The organism is Paenibacillus sp. MMO-58 (genome assembly GCF_037146255.1).
Lineage (GTDB): Bacteria > Bacillota > Bacilli > Paenibacillales > Paenibacillaceae > Pristimantibacillus.
Map to the genome: position 1 here is coordinate 246,662 of NZ_JBBCVY010000005.1, position 20,936 is coordinate 267,597.

Genomic DNA, 20,936 nt, shown 5'->3' on the forward strand with positions numbered 1-20,936 from the left:
ATTATCCATGAATCGTCTTGAACAAATCCTTGCTCGTATGACAGAAATCCGCTCCTTGCTGGCGGGTGATGGACAAGTAGACATCGCGGCATTGCAGACTGAAGTTGATCAATTGAACGCTGAGAAAGCGCAAATCGAAGCTCGTAACGCCTTGATGGCGGGACTGCCTGCTGGCGCAGCGCCGATTCCTAACCCTGCTGCGGCTGGCGCACCTGCTGCTGTATCTGATCGCTTTAACACTATGGAATACCGTAATGCTTTCATGCAATACGCCAAGACGGGTGTTATGGCTCCTGAATTCCAAGGTCATGAATACCGCGCTAATGCCCAAACAACTGTAGCTGATGCTACGGCGGTCGTCCCTACTACAATTCTGGACGAAATTCTCAAAAAGCTTTACACAACCGGACATATCTTCAGCCGCGTCCGCAAGCTGAATGTAAAAGGCGGCGTACAAATTCCTATTCTGTCGCTCAAGCCTGCCGCTTCCTGGATTACAGAAGCTGCTACTTCTGACCGTCAGAAGGTTACTGCGAACACTTCCATCACGTTTACTTATTTCGGCCTCGAGTGCAAAGTCGCAACGTCCCTGCTTGCTGAGACGGTTACTTTGCAAAGCTTCGAAGCAACAATCATCGATCTCATCGCAGAAGCAATGTCCAAAGCTATGGACTTGGCTATCATCAAAGGTACAGGCTCCGGTCAGCCGCTCGGTATCACCGTCGATACTCGCGTTGCTGCTGGTCAAAAGATCACTGTTGCTTCGACCGACATCGGCAAATGGGATGCATGGCAGAAGCAAGTCTTTGCGAAGATCCCTCTCTCCTACCGCGCTGGCGGCTCGTTTATCATGGCATCCGGCACGTTCGACGGCTATATCAACGGCATGGTAGGAACTGACGGACAGCCGATTGGTCGCGTTAATTACGGCATCACAGACGGCCCACAGGAGCGCTTCGGCGGCAAAGAGGTTATCTTGGTCGAAGACGACGTTATCAAGCCGTACGACGCCGCTGCAACTGGCGACGTTATCGCTATCTTCTGCAAGCTTTCCGACTACGCCGTGAACAGCAATATGCAGCTTCAAATGTACCGCTGGTTGGATCACGACACTAACCAATGGGTAGACAAGGCCATCCTCATTGCTGACGGCAAGCTGGTCGATTCTGACGGCGTGCTGATCATCAAGAAGGGCGCCTAATTGACTTAGGGGTTGCAGGTAACGGCTGCAGCCCCTTCTCCTTGGAGGGATGATCGTGGCGATACTGGACGAAATGAAAGCGGCGCTGCGAATCAGCAGGGGCAACACGGTATTTGATGGCGAGATTAACGACCTTATCGAGGCGGCTAAAAACGACTTGCGCTTATCTGGCGCATCCCCGGCCAAAACAGAAGACTTAACCGATCCGTTGATTAAGCGGGCGGTGACGGTCTACTGCAAGGCTAACTTTGGCTTCGACAATCCAGATTCAGAACGGCTCCAAGCCTCCTACGACTCCCTGAAGGCTCACCTGACGCTTTCACAGGAGTATACGGTCGAGGTGACACCGTCATGATGTGGAAGGATGTTGTCGAGCTCCTACAGCCAACTGAGGGGCGCAACGGCTATGGCGAAGTTGTTGAAGGCGAACCGATTAAGTCTGGACCCATACTCGCTAATAAGAAATCAGTTCGGCAGTCGGAATTCTACCAAGCTGCAGCGGCCGGCATGAAGCCGGAAATCGTATTCGAAGTGCGGGCGGAGGAATATGCTGACCAGCCCCAATTGTGCTACGAGGGAAATGTCTATCACATCATCCGAACCTTTTCGAAGACTGGTGAGAAACTGGAGCTTATCTGCTCTCGCTTCCCAATGGAGGCGTAGACGGTGGCTAAGGACAAGGGCTTCAAGATTGATGGTATGGACGACCTCGTCAAGATGATGAACAAATTGGAACGCGTCCCGCAGAAGGTTGTCACAAAGGCAGCCCGGGCGGGCGCGACAATTCCGTTGAAAGCAGCCCGGAAGAACGCGCCAGAAGATACAGGCGAATTGAAAAAGGGCATTGTGCTCAAGGCTGAGCGCCGGACGAAGATTGGCAAGAAGGTTTATGACATCATGATGGATCCGGCCAAGAATGATTTATTCGTGAAGTACGCCAAAGACGGCACCCGCTATTACTATCCGGCCTCCCAGGAGTACGGATTCATGACTGAAAACGGCCGCTACATCCCCGGTTACCGCTACTTGCGAAATGCCATAACAAACAACGTTAAAGCGATTGAGGCCAAGGTAGTCGAGGTTGCCGGCAAAGAAGTCATGAAGGTAATGAGAGGGGGGTGATTTTATGACATTCGAAGAGGCTCTGACAGCCGAATTGAGCGCTGTTCCTGAGCTGGCTGATAAGATATACCCACTTGATGCCACGAACGCTCCTAAGGCTCCATACGTGGTCTATGAATCGAGTTATGGAGTGCCGACGAAGAGCATGAACGGGTATATCGGGGGCAAAAACGTTCCAGTTGAGTTAAATATCATCTGCCCAACATACGGCAGCATGAAACAAGTTACAGCAGCCGTCATTGCAGTCCTTGAATCATTTGAGCAACGGCAGATCGGTTCAGATGGTCCATATATCCAGGAGTTAACATACGAAACGCCTGTCGAGCTATACGAATCAGCGCCGAAGTTGCACCGGTGCGTTATTGAATTTCAAGTTTACTATTAAGGGGGAACCCAAGTGGCAAAAAGAGCAGTTGGTACAAAAATTCAAATCGGCTCCAATTATGTTGCCGAGCTCACATCTATCGGCGGTCTCGAATTATCCGCAGATACGATTGACGTAACATCACTGGATAGCAATGGCGGTTACCGCGAATTTATCGGAGGATTCAAGGACGCTGGCGAAGTTAGTCTTTCCGGTTTCTTTAACCCCGGCGACAGCGGTCAATCCGCGCTTTACACAGCTTTTCAGAACGGAACAACGGATACTTATACTATCCTATTCGCTTCCCTTGGCGCATCCTGGTCGTTCAATGGAGTCGTAACAGGCTTCTCCACAAGCGCCGATCTTGAGGAGGCAGTCAGCTTCGAGGCAACGATCAAAGTATCTGGAGCCCCATCACTCGGCCTTACACCTTCCGGCGGTTTGACAGCATTGTCTCTCGTAGGTGCAGGGGGCGCTCTGACACCGGCATTTGCGAACGGCAACTACAGCTACACATTCAGCGGCGTGACCGCAACAAGCGTTACAGTGACTGCTACAGCAGCTAACCACACATTGACCCTGTATATTGATGGTGTACTCTCGCAGACTCTTACCAGCGCTGCTGCGTCCGCTGCAATCCCTGTCACATTGAACGCCGGCAAAAAGCTCACGATCTTGGCTACAGAGTCCGGCAAGACAACGAAAGTATACGAAGTCGTAGTCGTTAAGACGGCCTAATCCATTGCCGGGGCTTCTGCTCCGGCTTTTATATATTTGAGGAGGAACATTCATGCCAAGCGAAAACAAGAACAATAACGATGTTGTCATTATCCATCTGGATCGTCCTCGCGAGTTGCGGTACGGCCACAAGGCTTTGAAACGCCTTTCCGCAATCACAGGTAAGAGCATCGAGGACCTGGAGGCTAACAGCTTCGATCTGGAGGAAGTCGAGAAATTCCTTTACTGCGGCCTGCTGTCTGACGCACAAAAGAATGGCGAGGATCTTAAGCTCGACCAAATGGAAGACCTGCTCGACGAAGCTCCTAAGTTCTCCGATATCATCGAAGCGATGCAAAAAGCGTTCTCCAATGCGTTTGGTGATTTTTCCACTGAGGGAAACGAGCAGCTGGCGGGGAAGTAGACGGCGACGAACCGCCTGAAGATACCCCTTTCGACTGGCAGGAATCGATGCGGGCGGCATTCCGGATCGGCCTAAAAGTGCATGAGTATGACGAGATGACCCCTCATGAGCTCAATATGATGATTGAGGAATGGGTCGCCCGGGAGAAGAAAGAAGACCGCCGACACGTCGAAGGTGCTTACCTTAGTGCACTTTACAACCGTGTTAAGAAGTTCCCTTCTGCGGACAAGGTGTTCGGCACAGACAAGAAAGAACAAGCGAAGAAACAAACCGCTGCAGATATGCTGGCGGAGGTGAAACGACTAAACGAGGCTCTCGGCGGCACGACTTACTAGGTGCTCAATCGAGCGCCTTTTTTATTTGTCTACGAAAGGAGGTAGGCGCTTTGGCAGTAGTAAAAAACCTAATGATCCGCGCCGGGGCGGACTTCTCCGGTATGCGGAACGAAATGAAAAAGGCTCAACAAAACATAGCTGATTTCAAGAACAAGGTTTCCGGAGCGATGAAGGCAATCACCGCGACATTGGCGGCTGTCGGCATCGGGGCTGTGTTTAAGGATGCAGCCAAGCAAGCCATGACCTATGAAGCAGCGGTCCAGCAGATTAACCGGCAAATGGGAACCAGCGCGAAGGCGTTTGATGATTGGGCCAAGAGCGGAGCAAGGGCATTCGGGCTAGGCCGGACGAGCGCGATTCAATACGGAGCGACATTTGGCAACCTAATCAGCAGCTTTGCAAGCGGCACGGATGATGTGATGAGGAAAACTCAAGACCTTCTGAAGGCTGCCGGCGTCGTCGCATCAGCAAAGGGGCGCAGCATGCAAGACGTAACAGAGCGCATTCGTTCCGGCCTGTTGGGCGAGACGGACGCAATTGAAGACCTGGGCATTAACATCAATCAATCCATGCTGACGTCTACGGCAGCATTCAAGCGGTTTGCCGGCGATAAGTCGTGGTCTCAGTTGAGTTTCCAAACGCAGCAGCAGATTCTGTATTTTGCAATCCTTGAGCAAGCATCGAGGAAATACGGAGACACAGTGGCAGACAATACAAGCACCAAACTGCTGATGTTCACCGAAACCTTGAAGGACGTAAAGACGGCGCTGGGGCAAGTCTTTTTACCAATCCTGAACGTAGTTCTTCCAATCCTGACGAAGCTGGCGCAGGGGCTATTATACGTCATGAACATTGTGGCGCAGTTCTCGCAAGCCCTGTTCGGCAAGAGCGCGGCGAAGCAGACACAGGCTCAGACGCAAGTGACAGGAGCACAAACCGCCGCCGTCGGGGATCTCGGCGACGCCTATAAAGCAGCCGGTAAGGCCGCTAAGAAAGCCGCGAGCAATCTGGCAAGCTTTGACGAGACTCACAACCTCGACGATAACTCCGGCGACACCGGTGGAGGGGATAATGGGGTTGGTGCTGCGGACGGCGGCTTAGGCGCTACAACGATTCCTCCACTCGATATGGGCGGGTTTGCCGAATCTACTGTCGCGGTATCCGAAAAGATTAAAGCTATGGCTGACAAAGTCAAGGCGGCTATCGGCAGTATGTCCGACTTCATCAAGGAGCACAAAGACATCATTATCGCGGCACTGTCGGGCATTGGTGCAGCTCTCGCGGCAGCATTCCTGATCAGCAAGTGGGGAGCCATCGTTAAAGGTGTAACAAGCGCGATGTCCAGCATCGGGTCGGCATTCGCGCTTCTTATGTCACCAATCGGCCTAATCGCAATCGCAATCGCAGCTGCCGTCGCGGCATTCGTTTATTTCTACCGAACGAATGATAAATTCAAAGGCTTTGTAGACGGGATCCTTAAGGCAATCGGCGAGGCTGCTCAGTGGTTATGGGAGAAAGCTCTCGTTCCTATGGGCGACTGGCTGGCGACAAAGGGCGTTGAATACTGGAACAAGTTCGCGGACGCAATGAAAGACCTTTGGAACAACATTCTGAAGCCTTTCGGGGCGTGGCTTATGGACGTACTGCCTAAAGCTTGGCAAGCCGTACAGACTGCCGCTGAATGGCTTTGGAAGAACGTCCTTGTGCCATTCGGGGAGTTCATGCAGGCGTTGTGGGAAGGGGTGCTGCGACCGTTATCCAGCGTCCTTGCCGACGAATTGGCTATCGCGTTTGACGTTGTGTCAAGGACAGCTAAATCCCTTTGGGAGAACGTCCTCGTGCCGCTAGGCAAAGCATTGAAGGAAATGTTTGGACCGGCTGTAGAAGCGGTATCCGCCGTCCTTACTTTCCTTTGGCAAAAGGTAATGCAGCCACTGCGCGACTTCATTGTCAACAATGCAGCGCCCGCATTCAACGTATTCGGCGATGTGCTGACTACTGTCTGGAATACTGTGCTGAAGCCACTTGCTTCATATATCGGGGATGTCTTCTTTAGCGTGTTTGACAACACGTTCAGATCCATCGGCACCATAATAAAAGGCGCTAAGGACATCTTCATTGGCCTCATGAACTTCATCACTGGTGTATTTACGGGAGATTGGAAAACGGCGTGGGAAGGCGTTCAAACGATATTCAAGGGAGTTTTTGAGTCTCTGTGGGGCATTGTCAAATTCCCGCTTAATATGATCATTGATGGCATCAACACCATGATAGAAGGGATTAACTCAATAAAGCTTGATGTGCCTGAATGGGTGACAAAGCTCTTCGGATATACGTCTTTTGGCTTCCATATTCCTAAGATCCCGAAACTCGCTCGCGGTGGCATCGTGGATGGTAAAACGAATATGGGCAACTACATTGCCGGCGAGGCTGGTGCAGAGATGATTGTCCCTCTCGAGAACACCTCGTTTACGGACAAGATCGCCAGCGCACTCGGCACCGCAGTCATGACGGCTATGCAGATGGGGCAAGGCGGAAGCCGTGGCGGTGGAGACATTGTCATCCAGGTTGGCGGCACGGAGCTCGCCCGGGTTATTCAACCATACACACAAAAAGAGAGCAGCCGAATCGGCGGCTCCATGATCGTAGCAACAGGGGGGTGAGGTAATTGAGCCAGCCTCTATTAACCATAAACGGAGTCGTAATGCCGACTCCTTCTCCAGGCGGGTACACCGTGACAAAGCAGGACCTTGTAAAATCGAACCGGAACGCGCGCGGGACTATGATTAAAGAGCTCATAGCCACCAAGGATAAAATCGATCTGCAATGGGTTTACCTGAGCGCGGCAGATCTAGCTAAGCTGCTGCAAGCCGTCTCCGGAAACTTCTTCGATGTGAAGTACCTTAATCCGCAGACCGGGCAATTCCGGACGGCCTCCTTCTACGCGGGCGACCGTTCGGCTCCGGCAATGGACTATATTAACGGAATCATCCGCTACAAAGACGTTAAGTTCAATCTTATTGAAAGGTAGGTAGGCGCTATGTATCCAGTAACAGCAGGCTTTCAAGAAGCGATCTACGCGCCTACCAGACGCGTCACCGGCAAGGTCACCTTCAATATCGTAGACATCACTGCAGCAGGCGACGTCAGCAGCATTGTGGCGAACGGCGGTCTTACATTGATCAGCAGCACCACGCAGCTTATCGACAACAAGCGAGACGCTACATGGAACCTGGCAACACTCGAAAAGGACCGCTTCCGGCTAGACGGTTCTTTTTCTTTTCCCGATGACACGACTCCAGCCAACAACGGCGAGGTCGGTTATGTAGGTACGTTGCTCTGCGGCGCGGACGGCGTGTTCACTACTCCTCAGACCATCGAGATTACCTTCAATTCGACGCACAGGAGCGCGGGCACATCAATCACTTTTGACCCGTTCAACAATGAATACGCGGTCGATTTCAACGTCAGCGCCTATGATGCGGGCGGAGCGCTAATCGCAAGTGTGGATATGACAGGCAACACAACTCCACTCGTTCCGCTGCACGGCGAGTTGCTGGATTATAAAAAGATTGTGGTCACCATCACCAAGTGGAATGTCGGCAACCGCCGTGTCCGGGTGCTGGAGATCGATTTCGGAATTGTCGAAGTGTACACCGACGATTCCCTTATCTCCTTCGATTTGATAGAGGAGATGGATATGACAAGTGGCCAGCTCCCTTCGCCGGAGTTCCGGTTCACCGTTGATAACAGCGACAGGGCTTTTAACATCCTGACTCCTACCGGATTTTATAAATACCTGCAGCAACGGCAACAAATTGATGCGGAGTTCGGCGTCCCGGTCGAAGGCGGGCTTATCGAATATGTACCGGTCGGCAGGTACTTTCTTGTCGACTGGACCAGCGATGCAGGCGCGTTGACAGCCTCCTTCACAGCCCGGACCACATTGGACCTTATGGCGAATTACGATTATGAACAGCTTGCTCCAAGCGATAAAACACTGTTCGCGCTGGCCTCTCAATTGTTCGCCACCTGCGGCATAACGAATTACAGTCTGGATCCTTCGCTAAACGGCGTCTCCACTAATTCGATGGCAGAGAAAACGGACTGCAAGACCATGCTGCAGATGGTGGCTATTGCCGGTCGTTGTAACGTGTATATCACCCGGGGCGGCACCATCACGCTAAAACGATTGACGGACTTTACCGTCGCTGACCGCGTTGATTTCGATAACGCCTATGACGAGCCTGAGTTCGTGCTGGAAAGCATCGTTAAGCAGGTAGATGTCTCTTACTGGACGGACCTTGATACGTCCGCCGTGAGCTCCGTAAGCGCCGCAGGAGTGGATAGCGGAGATACGCTGAAGCTTGAGAAGAACACGCTCATAAACACGGCTGCCGGAGCGACGGCGGTTGCGGATTGGATTCTCGCTCAGACACAGTTCCGGGCGAAGTCGAGCATCAACTGGCGCGGGAATCCGGCACATGAGTTGGGCGACGTTATCGCCATCGAGAACAGCTACGGAGACGATCTGAAGGCGCGCATCACGAAGAATAGCATTACCTACCAAGGCTACCTCACGGCGCAGACAGAGGCTAAGGGGGCGGTCAGCTAATGGCGTGGATTACTCCTAAATTAGACTGGCTCTCTACCGACTCCATCAATGCAGAGGACTTCAATCGAATCGAGAATAACATCAAGGAAGTTGCGGCCTACCTTAACTCGATTCAATACAGCATTCCGTCGCTGACATCAGTAACTAACCGGACGCAGACATACGTCGATTACCTCTCCAGCATCAAGCGGATTGAGCAGAATCTTGAGGCGATCCGGGCGGCGTTCATCACACCTTCTGGCTACCCCGGCACGAAAACATGGGCGCCAGGCGTCCGGTTCAATTGGGAAGACGCCATCCGGCTGGAGACGAACGTCAAGCTACTGATGGATTTTGGTGTGCTGGTTTACCAGAGCTTCCGGTACTGCGGAGCCGCGATATGCGGAGAAACATTCGTTCTATATCCAAACAGTTAGGAGGCGGCCTATATGCCAGGACAGGTGCATGACAGCACAATCAATTCCGTCCTATCCTATCTCGCGGCAAACCTTGGGAGCATAGCGGTTGCGAGCGGAGCGCAACCTGCAGCGGGAGCGGCCAGCTTGAGCGGAGAAATGGCCCGGAAAGACACGGCGGCTGTTATCGCAGGAAATCAGCTGACGAAGACGACCATCTTCTCCGAAGCCGAAGGCAATGGAGCTATCCGCTCTATTGGCCTGATCGGGGATGCCGGGCTTATCAGCTCAGACGCGATCATCAATAAGACAGCATCGCAGAGCCTAACCGTAGCAGTCACCATTGAGGTGCATCGGGCATGAGACGGATAACCTGCATCACACAGCACAACCAGACGCTTGCGGTCCCGACACTGGTCAGCAAGGCCATTAGAGCCCCGGTGCCCGAGACTATCGAGGCCGTCAACGTCGCGGGGCTTGTGATTAAAGCTACTGTGACTTACTGGCTTCACACGTACCGCAACGCCGGGGATGGCCAGCCGTTATACGCGGCGACCTGCGGCGTTGACACTTTCATATAAGGGGGCGGGAATCATGGCGGGAACTTATATCGTACAAGGCGCGGACATGGAGTTCCGCTTTACCATAAACGATCAGAATGGCAATCCGATCAACCTGACCGGCGCGACTGTTGAGCTCAAGGGGGACACCTTCGCCAAGGCATGTGACATCGAGGACGCGGCGGCTGCCATTGTGAGCGTCTGGCTTGGGCCGGAGGAATTGACCAAGGGCGATCACCTTTACCGCGCGGACATCGTTATCACGTTGCCGGACAGCACGGTCTTCAAAGCGTACGAGCAAGTTGAATTTTATGTAAGGAGGGCGGTCTAACGTGGTATATCAAAAGACGAATTGGGTTGACCGGATCGTACAGTTTGCCAACCGTTTTACGAAGAGCAATGAGACATCTTCCAGCGTCGATTTAGTAGCGAATCCCGGCGTGGTCACGCAGGTGGGCACCCCGTTGAGCGCGGGCAACCTGAACAAGATCGAGCAAGGCATCGCGGACGCGCACGACATGCTGGCGGCTGCCGGGACGCTCCCGTTTGTGCTTAAGCGCGGGCTTAACATCGCGAGTACTACGGGGCCGAGTCCGGGGAACGTTACGATTTACGGGCGGACGTTGGTTAATCTGCTGGGGTATGATGGGAATTTTGAAAAGGATAGCAACAGTGATGGCCTTGCTGATGGATGGACAAACTTCGGGCAAGGTACACGTACAATAAGCACAACAGCCGCAAATGGAACATACTCTCAAAAGCTTTCCTTTTCAACACAAAATGGCAATATCATAAAAGACGGATTTACTGTTGATTCAAGCAAATATTACGTTTACTTAATCAGCCTTAACTCTGTTAGATATGTATCCGGGCCAATGCGAATGGGGATTTCAGATAGCGGTGGTTGGAACAACCCACTTGTAACCGATGCGGATGCAAGTCTGTTGAATCAGTGGCAAACAAAATATGTTAAATTCACAGGCAGAAGTGTGCTGAGGGTTTTTGTTGGAAATGCCGCAAATAACGATTTGGATTTTTTAATTGATGGGGCTCGTGTCTATGAAGTCGATGTAACAACATACAACAAGATTGGAGTCGATCCCGAGTACACCGGCGACAAGCTGGCGGACAAATTCCCGTACGTGGACAGCGTGAAGCATCTGCAAGGCGCTGCGGTGCGGAAGGTTGGGAAGAATCTTTTGCCGTCATTTACGGAAGGTGGATGGACATTCCATGCTAACGCCGCTATAACCGAACCGTACAAATTAACGTTAAATTCAACCGGGGATTATCAAGCATCTTTTATCCGCGTTCCCGCACTTCCTTCTACACAATATATTTTGAATGTAGTTACGACTGCGACGGCTGGAGCGGTTTACCCAAGGATCAATTTTTATGATTCTAATGGTACTCAGATAGGCAACATCCAAAACGGAAACTATAGCAACAGAACGTTTACAACGCCAGCCGGGACCGTATCCATTGAAATTGTTTTGAGCAATACGGGAGTTGGTACGTTTACCTTCACAAACATGCAACTTGAACTAGGTAGCGTAGCCACACCATTCCAGCCATACAACGCCGATTACTTCAATGTGCCTGCGATCCTCGCGTCTAACCTTGACGGCACTATTCGGGATTCCGCTTATGTCCGCGACGGCCAGTTGGTCAAGCTTAAGCGTTGGGTAACGGGAATGCAGTTGGATGGTTTGTTATCTTGGGGTTGGAACGGAGATATGACAGGTTACAAAAGAGTGGCATTCCCACTAACCGGCATCAGCGCGTCGAATACTTCCGTACCGGCTATAGTCAATTTACAAGCGCCTAACGGCCAACTCTTCAAACCATTGTCTTGGTTAAACCGTGGGACAGAGGCAAATAGCGTGTCGGTTGACAATAACACTAGTGCATCCGTACTTTTATCGGTGAACGATTCCGACACAGGTTGGGGCGAGTCATATACTCCATCGACAAGCGAGATAAAGGCATACTTCTACGGCTACAAGATGAACAACGGCACGTTCGGTACGCCATACGACGGAACCGGGACAAAGACATGGACGCTCTGGAACGCAACGAACAACACGGGCGCAGTCACAACGGTTCCGTCAACGCTGGCAGCAGGCTTCACGCCTTACTCGCTCGATTACGTGCTGGCTACTTCGGTCGAGGAAGTCATCTCCGGCGATGTGGGTTCTATCGCGCTGGCTCCGGGTGGCAACCAAATCGAATTGCTTGAGGGCGTGGTTGTGCGGGAAAAGATCACTCCGGCGTACTCGACGCTTTATAAAACATACGAAATTAACACAAACAATTCTGTTACTGGTGGAGTCGGGAAAGCGCCATTAAAGAATACGGCAAGCCAAATTATCGGCGCCTACCGTGACCGAGTGAAAGACAACTGGAAGATCGTTTCTGACAGTTGGGCAAATGGTAAACAACGCGCATCAATTGACGAGGTGAACTACGATCCGACCGCCGACTACTTCGTCACCTACATCCTGCTCGACAAATACCTCTACACCGCGAACGCCACGGACGCCAAAGTCGAATACCAGACAACGCTAGGTGGCACGGTAGCGCAGAACACGCAAGACATCGCGGACGTTAGAACCCGTAACGGCATTCAGGACTTCGGGCTGGATTACATCGAAGCCAAGGCGGACAATCTGCGGATTGACTATGACGGGCATGCTGCGAAGACGACCAGCGTTCACGGGTCAACAAGCGCCGCTACGGCGAACGCGATTGTCCAACGTGATGCAGCAGGGCAGGCTAACTTCTCGACGCCGACAGCGAACTCTCACGCTGCAACGAAGGGATATCTCGACCCTCTCTCGTACTACGTAAATGTGAGCGACAATGTGCTGCTCTCCTTGCCTACGGAGCGCGGCGGGTCCGCAATGGAATTGAAGGTCATCAAGCTCAAGTATGGCGGACGGTATCGGATTAAAGCAGAAGTGCGTTCACCAACCGCAGGCAACTCAGCGCAGGTTAGCGGCCGGATCGGCATCACGCTTTCGGACGCGGTTCAATCAAATCCGGAGTTGTCCTTGGGCACATCTTCGGCCACGTATGTAGCTGTTTCGATTGACACTCCATACCTTCCGGAGAACAGCGTCATTCAACTCTACAACACCCTCACACCTTACGGATATATCCGGAACGTAACGGTTTGCGGTGATCTGGTTGTTGGCAATCCGAACACATTGAGCGGGGTGGACTAATTGAGATTATTAATTGAGTACGACAAAGAAACTGGCAAACTGCTCGGGGCGACTCCTAATGGGGTCGCCTTTGTTGATGAACTGCCGGAAACCTCCGGGAACTGCATTATAGAAGACGAGGATTTGTCCGAGCAAATATGGCAGTCTCACAGCAACGGCGGCGCGGTCACGATTACGATCACGGATGACGGCATGACGGCCGACATCGCTCCTTTTGAGCCTCCAGCGCCGCTACCCACCTTAGAGGAAGCCAATGCAATGCTAACGCTTGAGTTGGCTAACACGCAGCTTCGTCTCCAGATGGCGGAGCAGGCGCAGGCCGATCTTATTCTCAACCTTGTTCTGAAGGGAGTGCTGTAGGTGAACTGGTACCCATTAATCAAGAACTACTACGATCGAGGATTCTACACTATCGCTCAGGTCCGGGTGTTTGTAGAAGCAGGAAAAATTACGCCGGAGCAGTTTCAGACAATAACAAACGAGGCATATGAGAGCCCTGCTGCCTAAGCGGGGCTCTTCCTATAAGGAGGAAATAACCTGATGATCAAACAACTTTTGCTTAACATCTCGACAGCAGCGGTAGGATCGGGCCCAAAAGAATCATTATTAGGCGGTATATTTGCAATTGTGGTGACGACTATTACCGCAGCACTAGGAGGGTGGGATGTTGCTTTGCAAGCATTGCTTTTCGCTATGGCTTTTGATTATGTAACTGGTTTGCTTGCTGCTATCAAGGACAAGCGGGTCGACAGCGATGCAATGCTTTGGGGCGGCGTCCGGAAGATTGTCGTGCTCGGGGTTATCGCTCTAACCGTTAAATTTGATGTGCTCTTCGGCTACCAGGAGCCGGTACTCAGGACAATCGCCTTTTACTTTTACCTGGGCCGCGAAGGTTTATCGATCGTAGAAAATCTAGGCAAGCTCAACATCCTGGTTCCGCAGGCTATTAAAGACCGTCTCAATCAACTGAAAGGTGATGGTGATAAGGATGCAAGCCAAGTCGGCAAGTAATGTTAAGGTGATTGACGTTTCTCATCACCAAACATCGATTAACTGGGCTTCTGTTAAAGCAGACGGCGTACAAGGGGTGTTCATTAAAGCGACTGAAGGCAAGACAGTGCTCGACGAAAAGTTCGATGTGAACGCCAAAGGAGCCGCGGCGGCCGGCCTTGCAGTCGGCTACTACCATTACGCGCATCCGGAGAATAACGACGCCTTAGCTGAGGCAACTAAATTCGCCAATACAGTCAAGGGCTACAAAGCCGACTTCCCGCATGTTCTCGATGTAGAGGGCGATGCGGAGAAGGTAGGAGCAGGCAAGCTGTCCGCATGGTGCTTCGCTTGGCTGCAGGAGGTCGAGCGGCTTACCGGGCATCCAACGATGATTTATACCGGTGCCAATTTCGCAAAGACTTACCTCGGCAAGCAGCTCGCTTCATGGCCGCTGTGGGTCGCTCATTACGGAGCAACAACGCCGATGGCGAACAGCACATGGGATAAGTGGTCTGTCTTCCAGTACACGTCCAGCGGGGCTGTAAAGGGCATTACCGGGAACGTCGACATCAACGCGATGGAGAAGGCCTTCTACGACAAATACACCAAACCTCCAGCAGCCGTGAAGGAACAGTACACCATGGAGAAGATCGACGTCTATGTTGATGGTGTGAAGCTCATAGACGGCCTGTACGACGGCAAGGCGGGTATCACCTATGTTCCGGTCCGCTCGGTCGCGAACGCGTTAGGAGCAGGCGTGAATTGGAATGAGGAAGCCAAACGAGTAGATCTAACGAGGAAATAAGAAAAGCCCACTGGCCTATGCGGTCGGTGGGCTTTTTTCGTTTACATCGGATAATTATGATTTCGATTTCTGTGGTACGGAACTTCGATATATCCTTTCTTCCCTAAATCCCTTATATGGCTACCGTTATATATGCATGCGAATGCAATCCAAGAAATAATGAGGCCAAAACCCGCAGTGAAAATTCCGAGTAATAAATCAGTTATCACCATAACAGCAAACCACTTTAAATCCCCTCTAAACAAAGGGACGAATGGACCGAAAAACAAAGTCGTCCAAGAAAATCCCTTTTCACTATATATGACATGACCAGATTGAAAGTGTTTTAGTTCTGCTCTCACACAATCGCACCCCAGTTATCATTTATAAAAAACGTAGTTTGTTTGGAACTTCACTGTCTTATAACCCGTGAGGTCGTCGGTGGTCAAGAAGTTAATTAGTTTCGTATCTTTTGATTTAAGATCAGAAACGGGAGCTACTGCGGAGCCAATACGTTTTCCAGATCCATCATAAAAAACAGCTGTGAGAGTTGCGGATGATACCGTTTTGGCGTTTATGTTCGCCACTTCAGCAGAAACATCCCAACCTAGGTATTCAGTATTTTTTGCTTGTAACTGCGTAACAACAAAGTCATCTACGTTATACCGATCTACAGTAATATTCCCCTTGCTCGTTACTGTGACGGTATTTGTCTTGGAATCAAAACCAATTGAAGCACCGAGCATTTCAGCAGCTGCCCGAAGTGGAACGTAAGTAGTGTTGTTCTGTGTAATAGGGTCAGCCTTCGCGACTGTGCCATTTACAATTAAAGTGATTTTTTGAGTAGCTGCATATGCACCTGCTCCAAACGAAGCTACTACCAGGGCAGCAACTGCTCCTGTGGCAACCAACTTTTTCCCCATTTTCATTTAGTACACTCTCCCTATTTATTATCTGAGCTTCCACAAGTTTACTATATTATTCCATCACCGTTAAGTCCAGAAATCTTTCTGTGTTACCGATTTCCCCGTTAACTTTTTTATTGCATCTACAAGCGCCTGCTTCGTTATGCCTCGCAATTTCGGATCTGCTTCCCTGCATGCCTTAGTTACTGTTTCGCGGTTTAGCCCACTCTCCTTTAATATCGCTTCTTGTTTTATTCCATTCTGATCTAGGAATTCGCCGAACCGGCTCCTTGTTTTTCCTAACCTAAACATATTCATCAGCTCCTTGTCCAAATTACTGGTTTCTACAAGGATGGACAAATCTATTAAAAAAGATACAAGCCCTAATGATATAAACCAGCAATTTGACCAAGCAGTGCCCATATGCTGTTTTCAAAAGCTGCTCCACTAGTTGCTGGAGTAGAACAGGAGGCGAACAATAATGGGAGTGCTTGGACCAGTTTTACAAATCGCAGGTATTGCTTTAGGTAGTGAAGTGATTTCTAAATTGATGGAGGAAATGGGTCACGGCGGGAAAGTCGTATTTGTGAAGGTCATCTCTTATGTGGCCGGGGCGTACATCGCACTTGATTATTGGTGGCAAGGTGTCCGTTATGTGGCTCACATGTTTGGGGTGCATATCTAATGGGCGGCTTGTTCATTTTAGCTGGCGCTGCTCTGGCCGGGTACTCACTTGCAAAGCTGGACATTCATCTTATTAACCGGAAGTGGGACAGGAAAAGCGCAGCATTTCGAGCTGAGGTCGACAGCCGGTCCAATGAAGACGGCTCAATCTGTTGGAGTGAATATAAGGCAATAATGAATAAGCATTATTCAAAATAGCCTGTTAGGAAAATCAAAAATTCAACCTAGAATTAAAAAACTGCTTGTATTACTGGAGTAACAAAACTCGAGCAGCTAGTGCTGTTGTTACTCAGGCATCTAATCGAGCATCTAAGGGAGTCGATCTCATGAGCATTACTGGAGTAATTGCTGGAGCTAAAATAGCCGGGATTGCAGCTAGTCTCTACACCGCGTGGACGGCCTGGCGGACGATGCCAGACAGCGTGATCCGCCGCAAGTTGATGAAGGTTTTCAAGGATGGGCAGCTCGTTAAAACGATCAAACGACCACCTGGAACCAAGCTGAAAGACATCATCATTCCGCCTAAGATTCAGCGGGTCAGCATATATCAGGACCGTATTCAGGCCGTCTTTACGGTCCCACAAGGCGTAAATCCGGAGGATGTTCATAAACACCTATGGCTGTTCAAACAGGCCTTTGGAGAGCTTGTAGAGATCGAGGGAGAGGTTAAGACTTTTGTGCTTACCATCTACCGTCAAGACATGGTGACGTTCGACTACGACTATGAGCAAATCAGTCCCAAACTGAAAGGACTGCACCTGCCGATCTACGTTGGCCGCAGCCGGCACGGCGATGAATTCTACGACATGGTTGAGTTCCCGCACCTTCTCATTGCCGGGGAGACTGGCGGCGGAAAATCTGCCACTGTGCGCTCTATTCTCGCCACCCTTATCAAGACTGCAGGAGAGCGAATGAAGCTCTACTGCGCCGATCTAAAACGCTCAGAGTTCCATTTATTCCGGGGCATTGCAGAAGAAGTGGTTAATGACGCTCCAAAGCTCCATACCATGCTGCTGAAGATCCAAAAGGAGCTAATTAACCGTGGCAAGCTGCTCGATAAAGCGGAGCTGGCGAATGTCCTGGACCTGCCGGAGAAAGAGCGGCCCCCCTTTATTGTGCTGGCTATTGACGAGGTAGCGCTGCTCAAGAAGGAGAAAGACATCATGAGCATTATCGAAGACATCAGCGCTATCGGCCGCGCCCTCGGCGTATTCCTGATCCTTTCAATGCAACGTCCGGACGCCCAGGTTCTTGACGGCAAGCTGAAGAATAACCTCACAGTCCGGATGGCTCTGCGGCATCAAGACAAAATAAACAGTCAAATCACCATTGGCAGCGGGGAGGCAGCGGAGATACTGAACAGCCAGCGCGGGCGAATGGTGTTCAAATTAGACGGCCTTAAATTTGTTCAGTCGCCTTACCTTGAACTATCCAAGGCAAAGACACTCCTCGCGCCGTATAAGCGCCATACGGAGGCGTTGCCGCCTTCTCCGCCTGTAGAGGAGACACCAGAAGAACAACCGATTGAATGGGGTGGCTTACAATGACAGAACGTGATAAGGCGATCATATCGAACCTCCAGCGCTTCCGGTGCCTTACCCGGGACGATATAGCGGAGATCCACTTCGCCGGGCTCAAGAACCCGGTTACGGAGGCCAATAAAGCCCTGCTGCGGCTCCGAAGAACTGGAGAGATTGAAGTATCCAAAGAGCGCAGGATGTACCTCTATTTTCCCAAGCCGGCTAGCATGAAGAAAGATTCCGCTAAGATCGGCCACTTCTTGGCTATTGCCGACTTCTATAAGAAGGCTCACCGTGTTGAGCAACCGCGTCAATTCGAAGTGGAGCCAAAACTGGGCGGAAAGGGGCTGCCGGAGCCCGACATCTTCATGATCTGGAAAGGCGCTCCCTTCTATGTGGAGATTCAGAACAAGGTGTACAGCGCTAAGGAGATGGCCGAAAAGCTGAACCGCTATGAACAGTACTACCTCAGCAGCGCGTGGGAACAGGCGGAATGGCAGCCCCGTGACAAGAAGATAGCCCCAATTGTATGGATCTACGGAGCAGGGCGTTACAATATTGGAGTGAGATCGTTCAGAGTGCTACAGGGGAGCATCGAGGATGTACTTAAGAGAAAATAGATCAAAATGAAAAATTAGAAATCCAAAATTCTTTTAATTCAAAATCATAAATCTAAAATCTCTATAGAAATATGTAATGCTAAACAATTCTTTTTGAATTTCAATATTTTAGTTTTTCGGAATTCGATGGTCAAAATAAAAAAGTCTACAAATGAAAAAGAAAACCCACTCAAATTATGAGTGGGTTTTTCTAATGTATCTATTAGAAACGCGACTAAATTAAATCCAAGAAAACTCTGATGGAAAGACCCCAGGCAAATAACGCTAATACTTAATACGTAATATAATGTTATGCCACATAATAAAGCGTAAAAAACCATTAATAAAATGAAAGACACTACAAACAAAATCAATTTATCTAGCATTTTATTTTATATAACGCTTGAGGGAACACTTAACACTTTATTTGGCATTCTATATTTCATTGCATTAGTTCAAAGACCATCGGTGCTCAATATTTATAAAAAATACTCTTGACTATAGTCAACACAAAGTCCAAAAATACATTCCCAATTACCATTTGTTTATTTATACAACAATCCCAAAAAAAATTTCAAATGACCAAAACAATATTTTCTTTGTCCATATAGTCGATTGTTAATTTGTTACTTTCCTTCCCTCATAGATTTTATGTAACATCGACTAATTCTGAATCAAAAATCCGATATTTTACATTAACAAACTATACCTTCTATATATTAACCCTTCTGCGCCCTAACCCTCATCGTAGGGCGCAGATCAATTGGATAATTTCGCTTTTAGTCTTTCTTCATCATTGCATTAATAAGTGCAATTAGATCGGCGCGTTCTTGAGGATCCAAGTCAGCATCTAAATCTAACTTTTCGGTGCGGTTATCACCGCTGCCCTTGTTCTCCTCCATATGTACTTTTCCACCTCCCTGAAACACCCCTCCTCAAAATTAGTACAGCATAAAATTTATTATAGAACAATTTACCTATTTGTGTCTCCAAAAAAAATGCGAGTAAATTCGACAAGTTGGTTATTTTAGAACTCATAAGTTCTATATCGCTCGATAGAGCGCGGTTTATTTTAACCGCGGCCTGCTATCGTTAGCTTCTAACCTCCATCGGTAAAGCTGGTCCATTCTGATCTCGAGAATCGTTGCAGCTGTGTACATAGCTTCGACACTCATCTTCCGTTCATCGTTGCACCAGTGCGATATCATGCGTTGAGACCATCCTGATCGCCTTCCAAACTCTACCTGGGAAAGTTTCCTTTTGTCGAGCCAATACTGTAGCAGGCACTCCCCTCGAGAGAAGTGCATCGACAAAACGTCCCCTTTCTTTGTCGAGGAATGTCGTAAAATTTAATATTATGTACGCTATTTTGTTCGCATACTGTTCGCATTTTTTGTGCTATAATTTGATTAGCGAAAATTCGCATTTCCTTGTAAGGCAGGTGATGATAATTAGAGATAAAAATATACTTAATTTGAATACACATTCCGAAATTACAAACGAAGAAATCGAAAAAATACGTGAATTATTAAGAGTTACTGTTGTCACTACTACCATTGCTCATTTGGCGATTGGTTCTAAGAAAAGCAACGGCCATTCTGATCTCACTATCGGTTAATTCTCTTCCATCTAAAATAACTTGAAACTTATCTGATATTTCTTTGTCTGTTAATTGCAAAATGGATCGAAGCCTTTCTTCTTTATCTGAAGAGAGGTTTTTTTGTTCCTCGTATAAATTTACATCTGATTTTCCAATTAAATAATCACTAGTTACTTTGAAGATATCGCAAAGTTGACTAATTATCTCTGAACTTAAACCTCTTTTATATTTCTCGATATCATACAAATATTGAGTTGAAATACCTAATTTATTCGCTACTTCTACTCCTGATATATTCTTCGATTTTCTAATTTCCCTGATCCTATTAAGGTTCTCCATAAATACACCTCAACTTCTCTAAATTATTAATCAAGCTATATGTTGTTATTGGTCATTTGATTTCTAAGATATTATACAGCTATTTGCGGTATTATGCTATACATTTTGCCACAAAATTACATCAAACTAATAGCTTTATTTTTGCGAAAGAGTACAGCTATTAGTTGCAAAATAGTTAGAAAATTCAAGCATAATCAAGCATATAGTTGCATATAGGCGATTTTATTGGCAAATCAAGGATATTTAAGTGTTGGCAAATAAAGCTAATGGCTTGATAATGTGGGACATGGAGGTGAGAACAACACATGGATTTCTCAAAAGCGGTTAAAGAGGCTATGGAAGCACAAGGCATAAAAAGGTCAGATGTTGCTAAAGCATCAGGTTACAGTCACCAGTATATTTCAGATCTATTATCGGGTGATCGTCGCTGGAATGAAGTATCAATTAATAAAGTCAGTGCAGCTTTAAACATCAAGATTAATCTCACGCATGAGCCATCTAAAGAAGAAACGGAGGCTGCAGTCAATGACTGAGAAAGAAAACCTCATTATG

General features: G+C 49.1%; 28 protein-coding genes. 24 read left to right on the plus strand and 4 right to left on the minus strand.

The window, feature by feature from the left end; translation table 11 throughout:
• The first annotated feature begins 7 nt into the window (after positions 1-7).
• The 20 genes from WFJ73_RS16975 to WFJ73_RS17070 all read left to right on the plus strand — a co-directional run bounded on the left by WFJ73_RS16975 (position 8) and on the right by WFJ73_RS17070 (position 14,758).
• Positions 8-1,201 (plus strand): phage major capsid protein, encoded by a 1,194-nt coding sequence (locus WFJ73_RS16975; protein ID WP_336774199.1) that lies wholly within the window; start codon positions 8-10, stop codon positions 1,199-1,201.
• A gap of 49 nt (positions 1,202-1,250) precedes the next feature.
• Positions 1,251-1,556 carry a head-tail connector protein gene (locus WFJ73_RS16980; protein WP_336774200.1) on the plus strand — a complete coding sequence of 102 codons (306 nt, stop codon included), beginning with the start codon at positions 1,251-1,253 and terminating at the stop codon, positions 1,554-1,556.
• Positions 1,553-1,864 (plus strand): phage head completion protein, encoded by a 312-nt coding sequence (locus WFJ73_RS16985; protein WP_336774201.1) that lies wholly within the window; start codon positions 1,553-1,555, stop codon positions 1,862-1,864. Before WFJ73_RS16980 ends, WFJ73_RS16985 begins: the two co-directional genes overlap by 4 nt.
• A gap of 3 nt (positions 1,865-1,867) precedes the next feature.
• The gene (locus tag WFJ73_RS16990; protein WP_336774202.1) at positions 1,868-2,323 is read left to right on the plus strand and encodes an HK97-gp10 family putative phage morphogenesis protein; all 456 of its coding nucleotides are present in this window, start codon (positions 1,868-1,870) and stop codon (positions 2,321-2,323) included.
• A gap of 4 nt (positions 2,324-2,327) precedes the next feature.
• Positions 2,328-2,708, plus strand: coding sequence for a tail completion protein gp17 (gene gp17 / locus WFJ73_RS16995; protein ID WP_336774203.1), 381 nt, complete (start codon positions 2,328-2,330; stop codon positions 2,706-2,708).
• A gap of 12 nt (positions 2,709-2,720) precedes the next feature.
• Positions 2,721-3,425: a phage tail tube protein gene (locus tag WFJ73_RS17000; RefSeq protein ID WP_336774204.1), complete on the plus strand. Its 705-nt coding sequence runs from the start codon at positions 2,721-2,723 to the stop codon at positions 3,423-3,425.
• A gap of 52 nt (positions 3,426-3,477) precedes the next feature.
• Complete coding sequence (locus WFJ73_RS17005; protein ID WP_336774205.1) at positions 3,478-3,828, plus strand: hypothetical protein; 351 nt, start codon at positions 3,478-3,480, stop codon at positions 3,826-3,828.
• Positions 3,829-3,875: 47 nt separating this feature from the next.
• On the plus strand, positions 3,876-4,163 hold the full coding sequence (locus tag WFJ73_RS17010; protein WP_336774206.1) for a hypothetical protein: 288 nt from the start codon (positions 3,876-3,878) through the stop codon (positions 4,161-4,163).
• A gap of 50 nt (positions 4,164-4,213) precedes the next feature.
• The gene (locus WFJ73_RS17015) at positions 4,214-6,826 is read left to right on the plus strand and encodes a phage tail protein (protein ID WP_336774207.1); all 2,613 of its coding nucleotides are present in this window, start codon (positions 4,214-4,216) and stop codon (positions 6,824-6,826) included.
• 5 nt (positions 6,827-6,831) lie between these two features.
• Positions 6,832-7,194, plus strand: a complete 363-nt coding sequence (locus WFJ73_RS17020) for a DUF6711 family protein (protein WP_336774208.1) — start codon at positions 6,832-6,834, stop codon at positions 7,192-7,194.
• Between the two features lie 9 nt (positions 7,195-7,203).
• Positions 7,204-8,778: a hypothetical protein gene (locus tag WFJ73_RS17025; protein WP_336774209.1), complete on the plus strand. Its 1,575-nt coding sequence runs from the start codon at positions 7,204-7,206 to the stop codon at positions 8,776-8,778.
• On the plus strand, positions 8,778-9,194 hold the full coding sequence (locus tag WFJ73_RS17030) for a hypothetical protein (protein WP_336774210.1): 417 nt from the start codon (positions 8,778-8,780) through the stop codon (positions 9,192-9,194). The genes WFJ73_RS17025 and WFJ73_RS17030 overlap by 1 nt, the downstream gene beginning before the upstream one ends.
• A 12-nt stretch (positions 9,195-9,206) precedes the next feature.
• Positions 9,207-9,536 carry a hypothetical protein gene (locus WFJ73_RS17035; protein ID WP_336774211.1) on the plus strand — a complete coding sequence of 110 codons (330 nt, stop codon included), beginning with the start codon at positions 9,207-9,209 and terminating at the stop codon, positions 9,534-9,536.
• Entirely contained in the window at positions 9,533-9,754 is a 222-nt protein-coding gene (locus tag WFJ73_RS17040) for a hypothetical protein (protein ID WP_336774212.1), read from the plus strand. Before WFJ73_RS17035 ends, WFJ73_RS17040 begins: the two co-directional genes overlap by 4 nt.
• A gap of 13 nt (positions 9,755-9,767) precedes the next feature.
• Complete coding sequence (locus WFJ73_RS17045) at positions 9,768-10,064, plus strand: hypothetical protein (RefSeq protein ID WP_336774213.1); 297 nt, start codon at positions 9,768-9,770, stop codon at positions 10,062-10,064.
• Between the two features lie 613 nt (positions 10,065-10,677).
• The gene (locus tag WFJ73_RS17050) at positions 10,678-12,960 is read left to right on the plus strand and encodes an accessory Sec system protein Asp3 (RefSeq protein WP_336774214.1); all 2,283 of its coding nucleotides are present in this window, start codon (positions 10,678-10,680) and stop codon (positions 12,958-12,960) included.
• Positions 12,961-13,320, plus strand: coding sequence for a hypothetical protein (locus tag WFJ73_RS17055; RefSeq protein WP_336774215.1), 360 nt, complete (start codon positions 12,961-12,963; stop codon positions 13,318-13,320). It abuts the gene before it with no gap.
• On the plus strand, positions 13,321-13,467 hold the full coding sequence (locus WFJ73_RS17060; RefSeq protein ID WP_336774216.1) for an XkdX family protein: 147 nt from the start codon (positions 13,321-13,323) through the stop codon (positions 13,465-13,467).
• 33 nt (positions 13,468-13,500) lie between these two features.
• The gene (locus tag WFJ73_RS17065) at positions 13,501-13,971 is read left to right on the plus strand and encodes a phage holin family protein (protein ID WP_336774217.1); all 471 of its coding nucleotides are present in this window, start codon (positions 13,501-13,503) and stop codon (positions 13,969-13,971) included.
• Positions 13,949-14,758: a GH25 family lysozyme gene (locus WFJ73_RS17070; RefSeq protein ID WP_336774218.1), complete on the plus strand. Its 810-nt coding sequence runs from the start codon at positions 13,949-13,951 to the stop codon at positions 14,756-14,758. Before WFJ73_RS17065 ends, WFJ73_RS17070 begins: the two co-directional genes overlap by 23 nt.
• A 359-nt stretch (positions 14,759-15,117) precedes the next feature.
• Here WFJ73_RS17070 and WFJ73_RS17075 read toward each other — a convergent pair whose 3' ends face one another.
• Positions 15,118-15,666 (minus strand): stalk domain-containing protein, encoded by a 549-nt coding sequence (locus tag WFJ73_RS17075; RefSeq protein WP_336774219.1) that lies wholly within the window; start codon positions 15,664-15,666, stop codon positions 15,118-15,120.
• Positions 15,667-16,123: 457 nt separating this feature from the next.
• Between WFJ73_RS17075 and WFJ73_RS17080 the strand changes: the two genes are divergently transcribed.
• The 3 genes from WFJ73_RS17080 (at position 16,124) to WFJ73_RS17090 (ending at position 18,466) form a co-directional block, all read left to right on the plus strand.
• Positions 16,124-16,327 carry a hypothetical protein gene (locus WFJ73_RS17080; protein WP_336774220.1) on the plus strand — a complete coding sequence of 68 codons (204 nt, stop codon included), beginning with the start codon at positions 16,124-16,126 and terminating at the stop codon, positions 16,325-16,327.
• A gap of 325 nt (positions 16,328-16,652) precedes the next feature.
• A complete protein-coding gene (locus tag WFJ73_RS17085; protein ID WP_336774221.1) occupies positions 16,653-17,873 on the plus strand; it encodes an FtsK/SpoIIIE domain-containing protein in 1,221 nt (406 codons plus the stop codon).
• Positions 17,870-18,466 (plus strand): hypothetical protein, encoded by a 597-nt coding sequence (locus WFJ73_RS17090; protein WP_336774222.1) that lies wholly within the window; start codon positions 17,870-17,872, stop codon positions 18,464-18,466. The genes WFJ73_RS17085 and WFJ73_RS17090 overlap by 4 nt, the downstream gene beginning before the upstream one ends.
• 758 nt (positions 18,467-19,224) lie before the next feature.
• On the opposite strand, the gene WFJ73_RS17095 is transcribed toward WFJ73_RS17090, so the two are convergent.
• The 3 genes from WFJ73_RS17095 to WFJ73_RS17105 form a co-directional block, all read right to left on the minus strand.
• Positions 19,225-19,347, minus strand: a complete 123-nt coding sequence (locus WFJ73_RS17095) for a hypothetical protein (RefSeq protein ID WP_336774223.1) — start codon at positions 19,345-19,347, stop codon at positions 19,225-19,227.
• A gap of 165 nt (positions 19,348-19,512) precedes the next feature.
• Positions 19,513-19,752: a helix-turn-helix domain-containing protein gene (locus WFJ73_RS17100; protein ID WP_336774224.1), complete on the minus strand. Its 240-nt coding sequence runs from the start codon at positions 19,750-19,752 to the stop codon at positions 19,513-19,515.
• A gap of 221 nt (positions 19,753-19,973) precedes the next feature.
• Positions 19,974-20,384, minus strand: a complete 411-nt coding sequence (locus WFJ73_RS17105; protein WP_336774225.1) for a helix-turn-helix domain-containing protein — start codon at positions 20,382-20,384, stop codon at positions 19,974-19,976.
• Positions 20,385-20,689: 305 nt separating this feature from the next.
• Between WFJ73_RS17105 and WFJ73_RS17110 the strand changes: the two genes are divergently transcribed.
• Positions 20,690-20,917, plus strand: a complete 228-nt coding sequence (locus tag WFJ73_RS17110; RefSeq protein ID WP_336774226.1) for a helix-turn-helix domain-containing protein — start codon at positions 20,690-20,692, stop codon at positions 20,915-20,917.
• Positions 20,918-20,936: the final 19 nt, after the last annotated feature.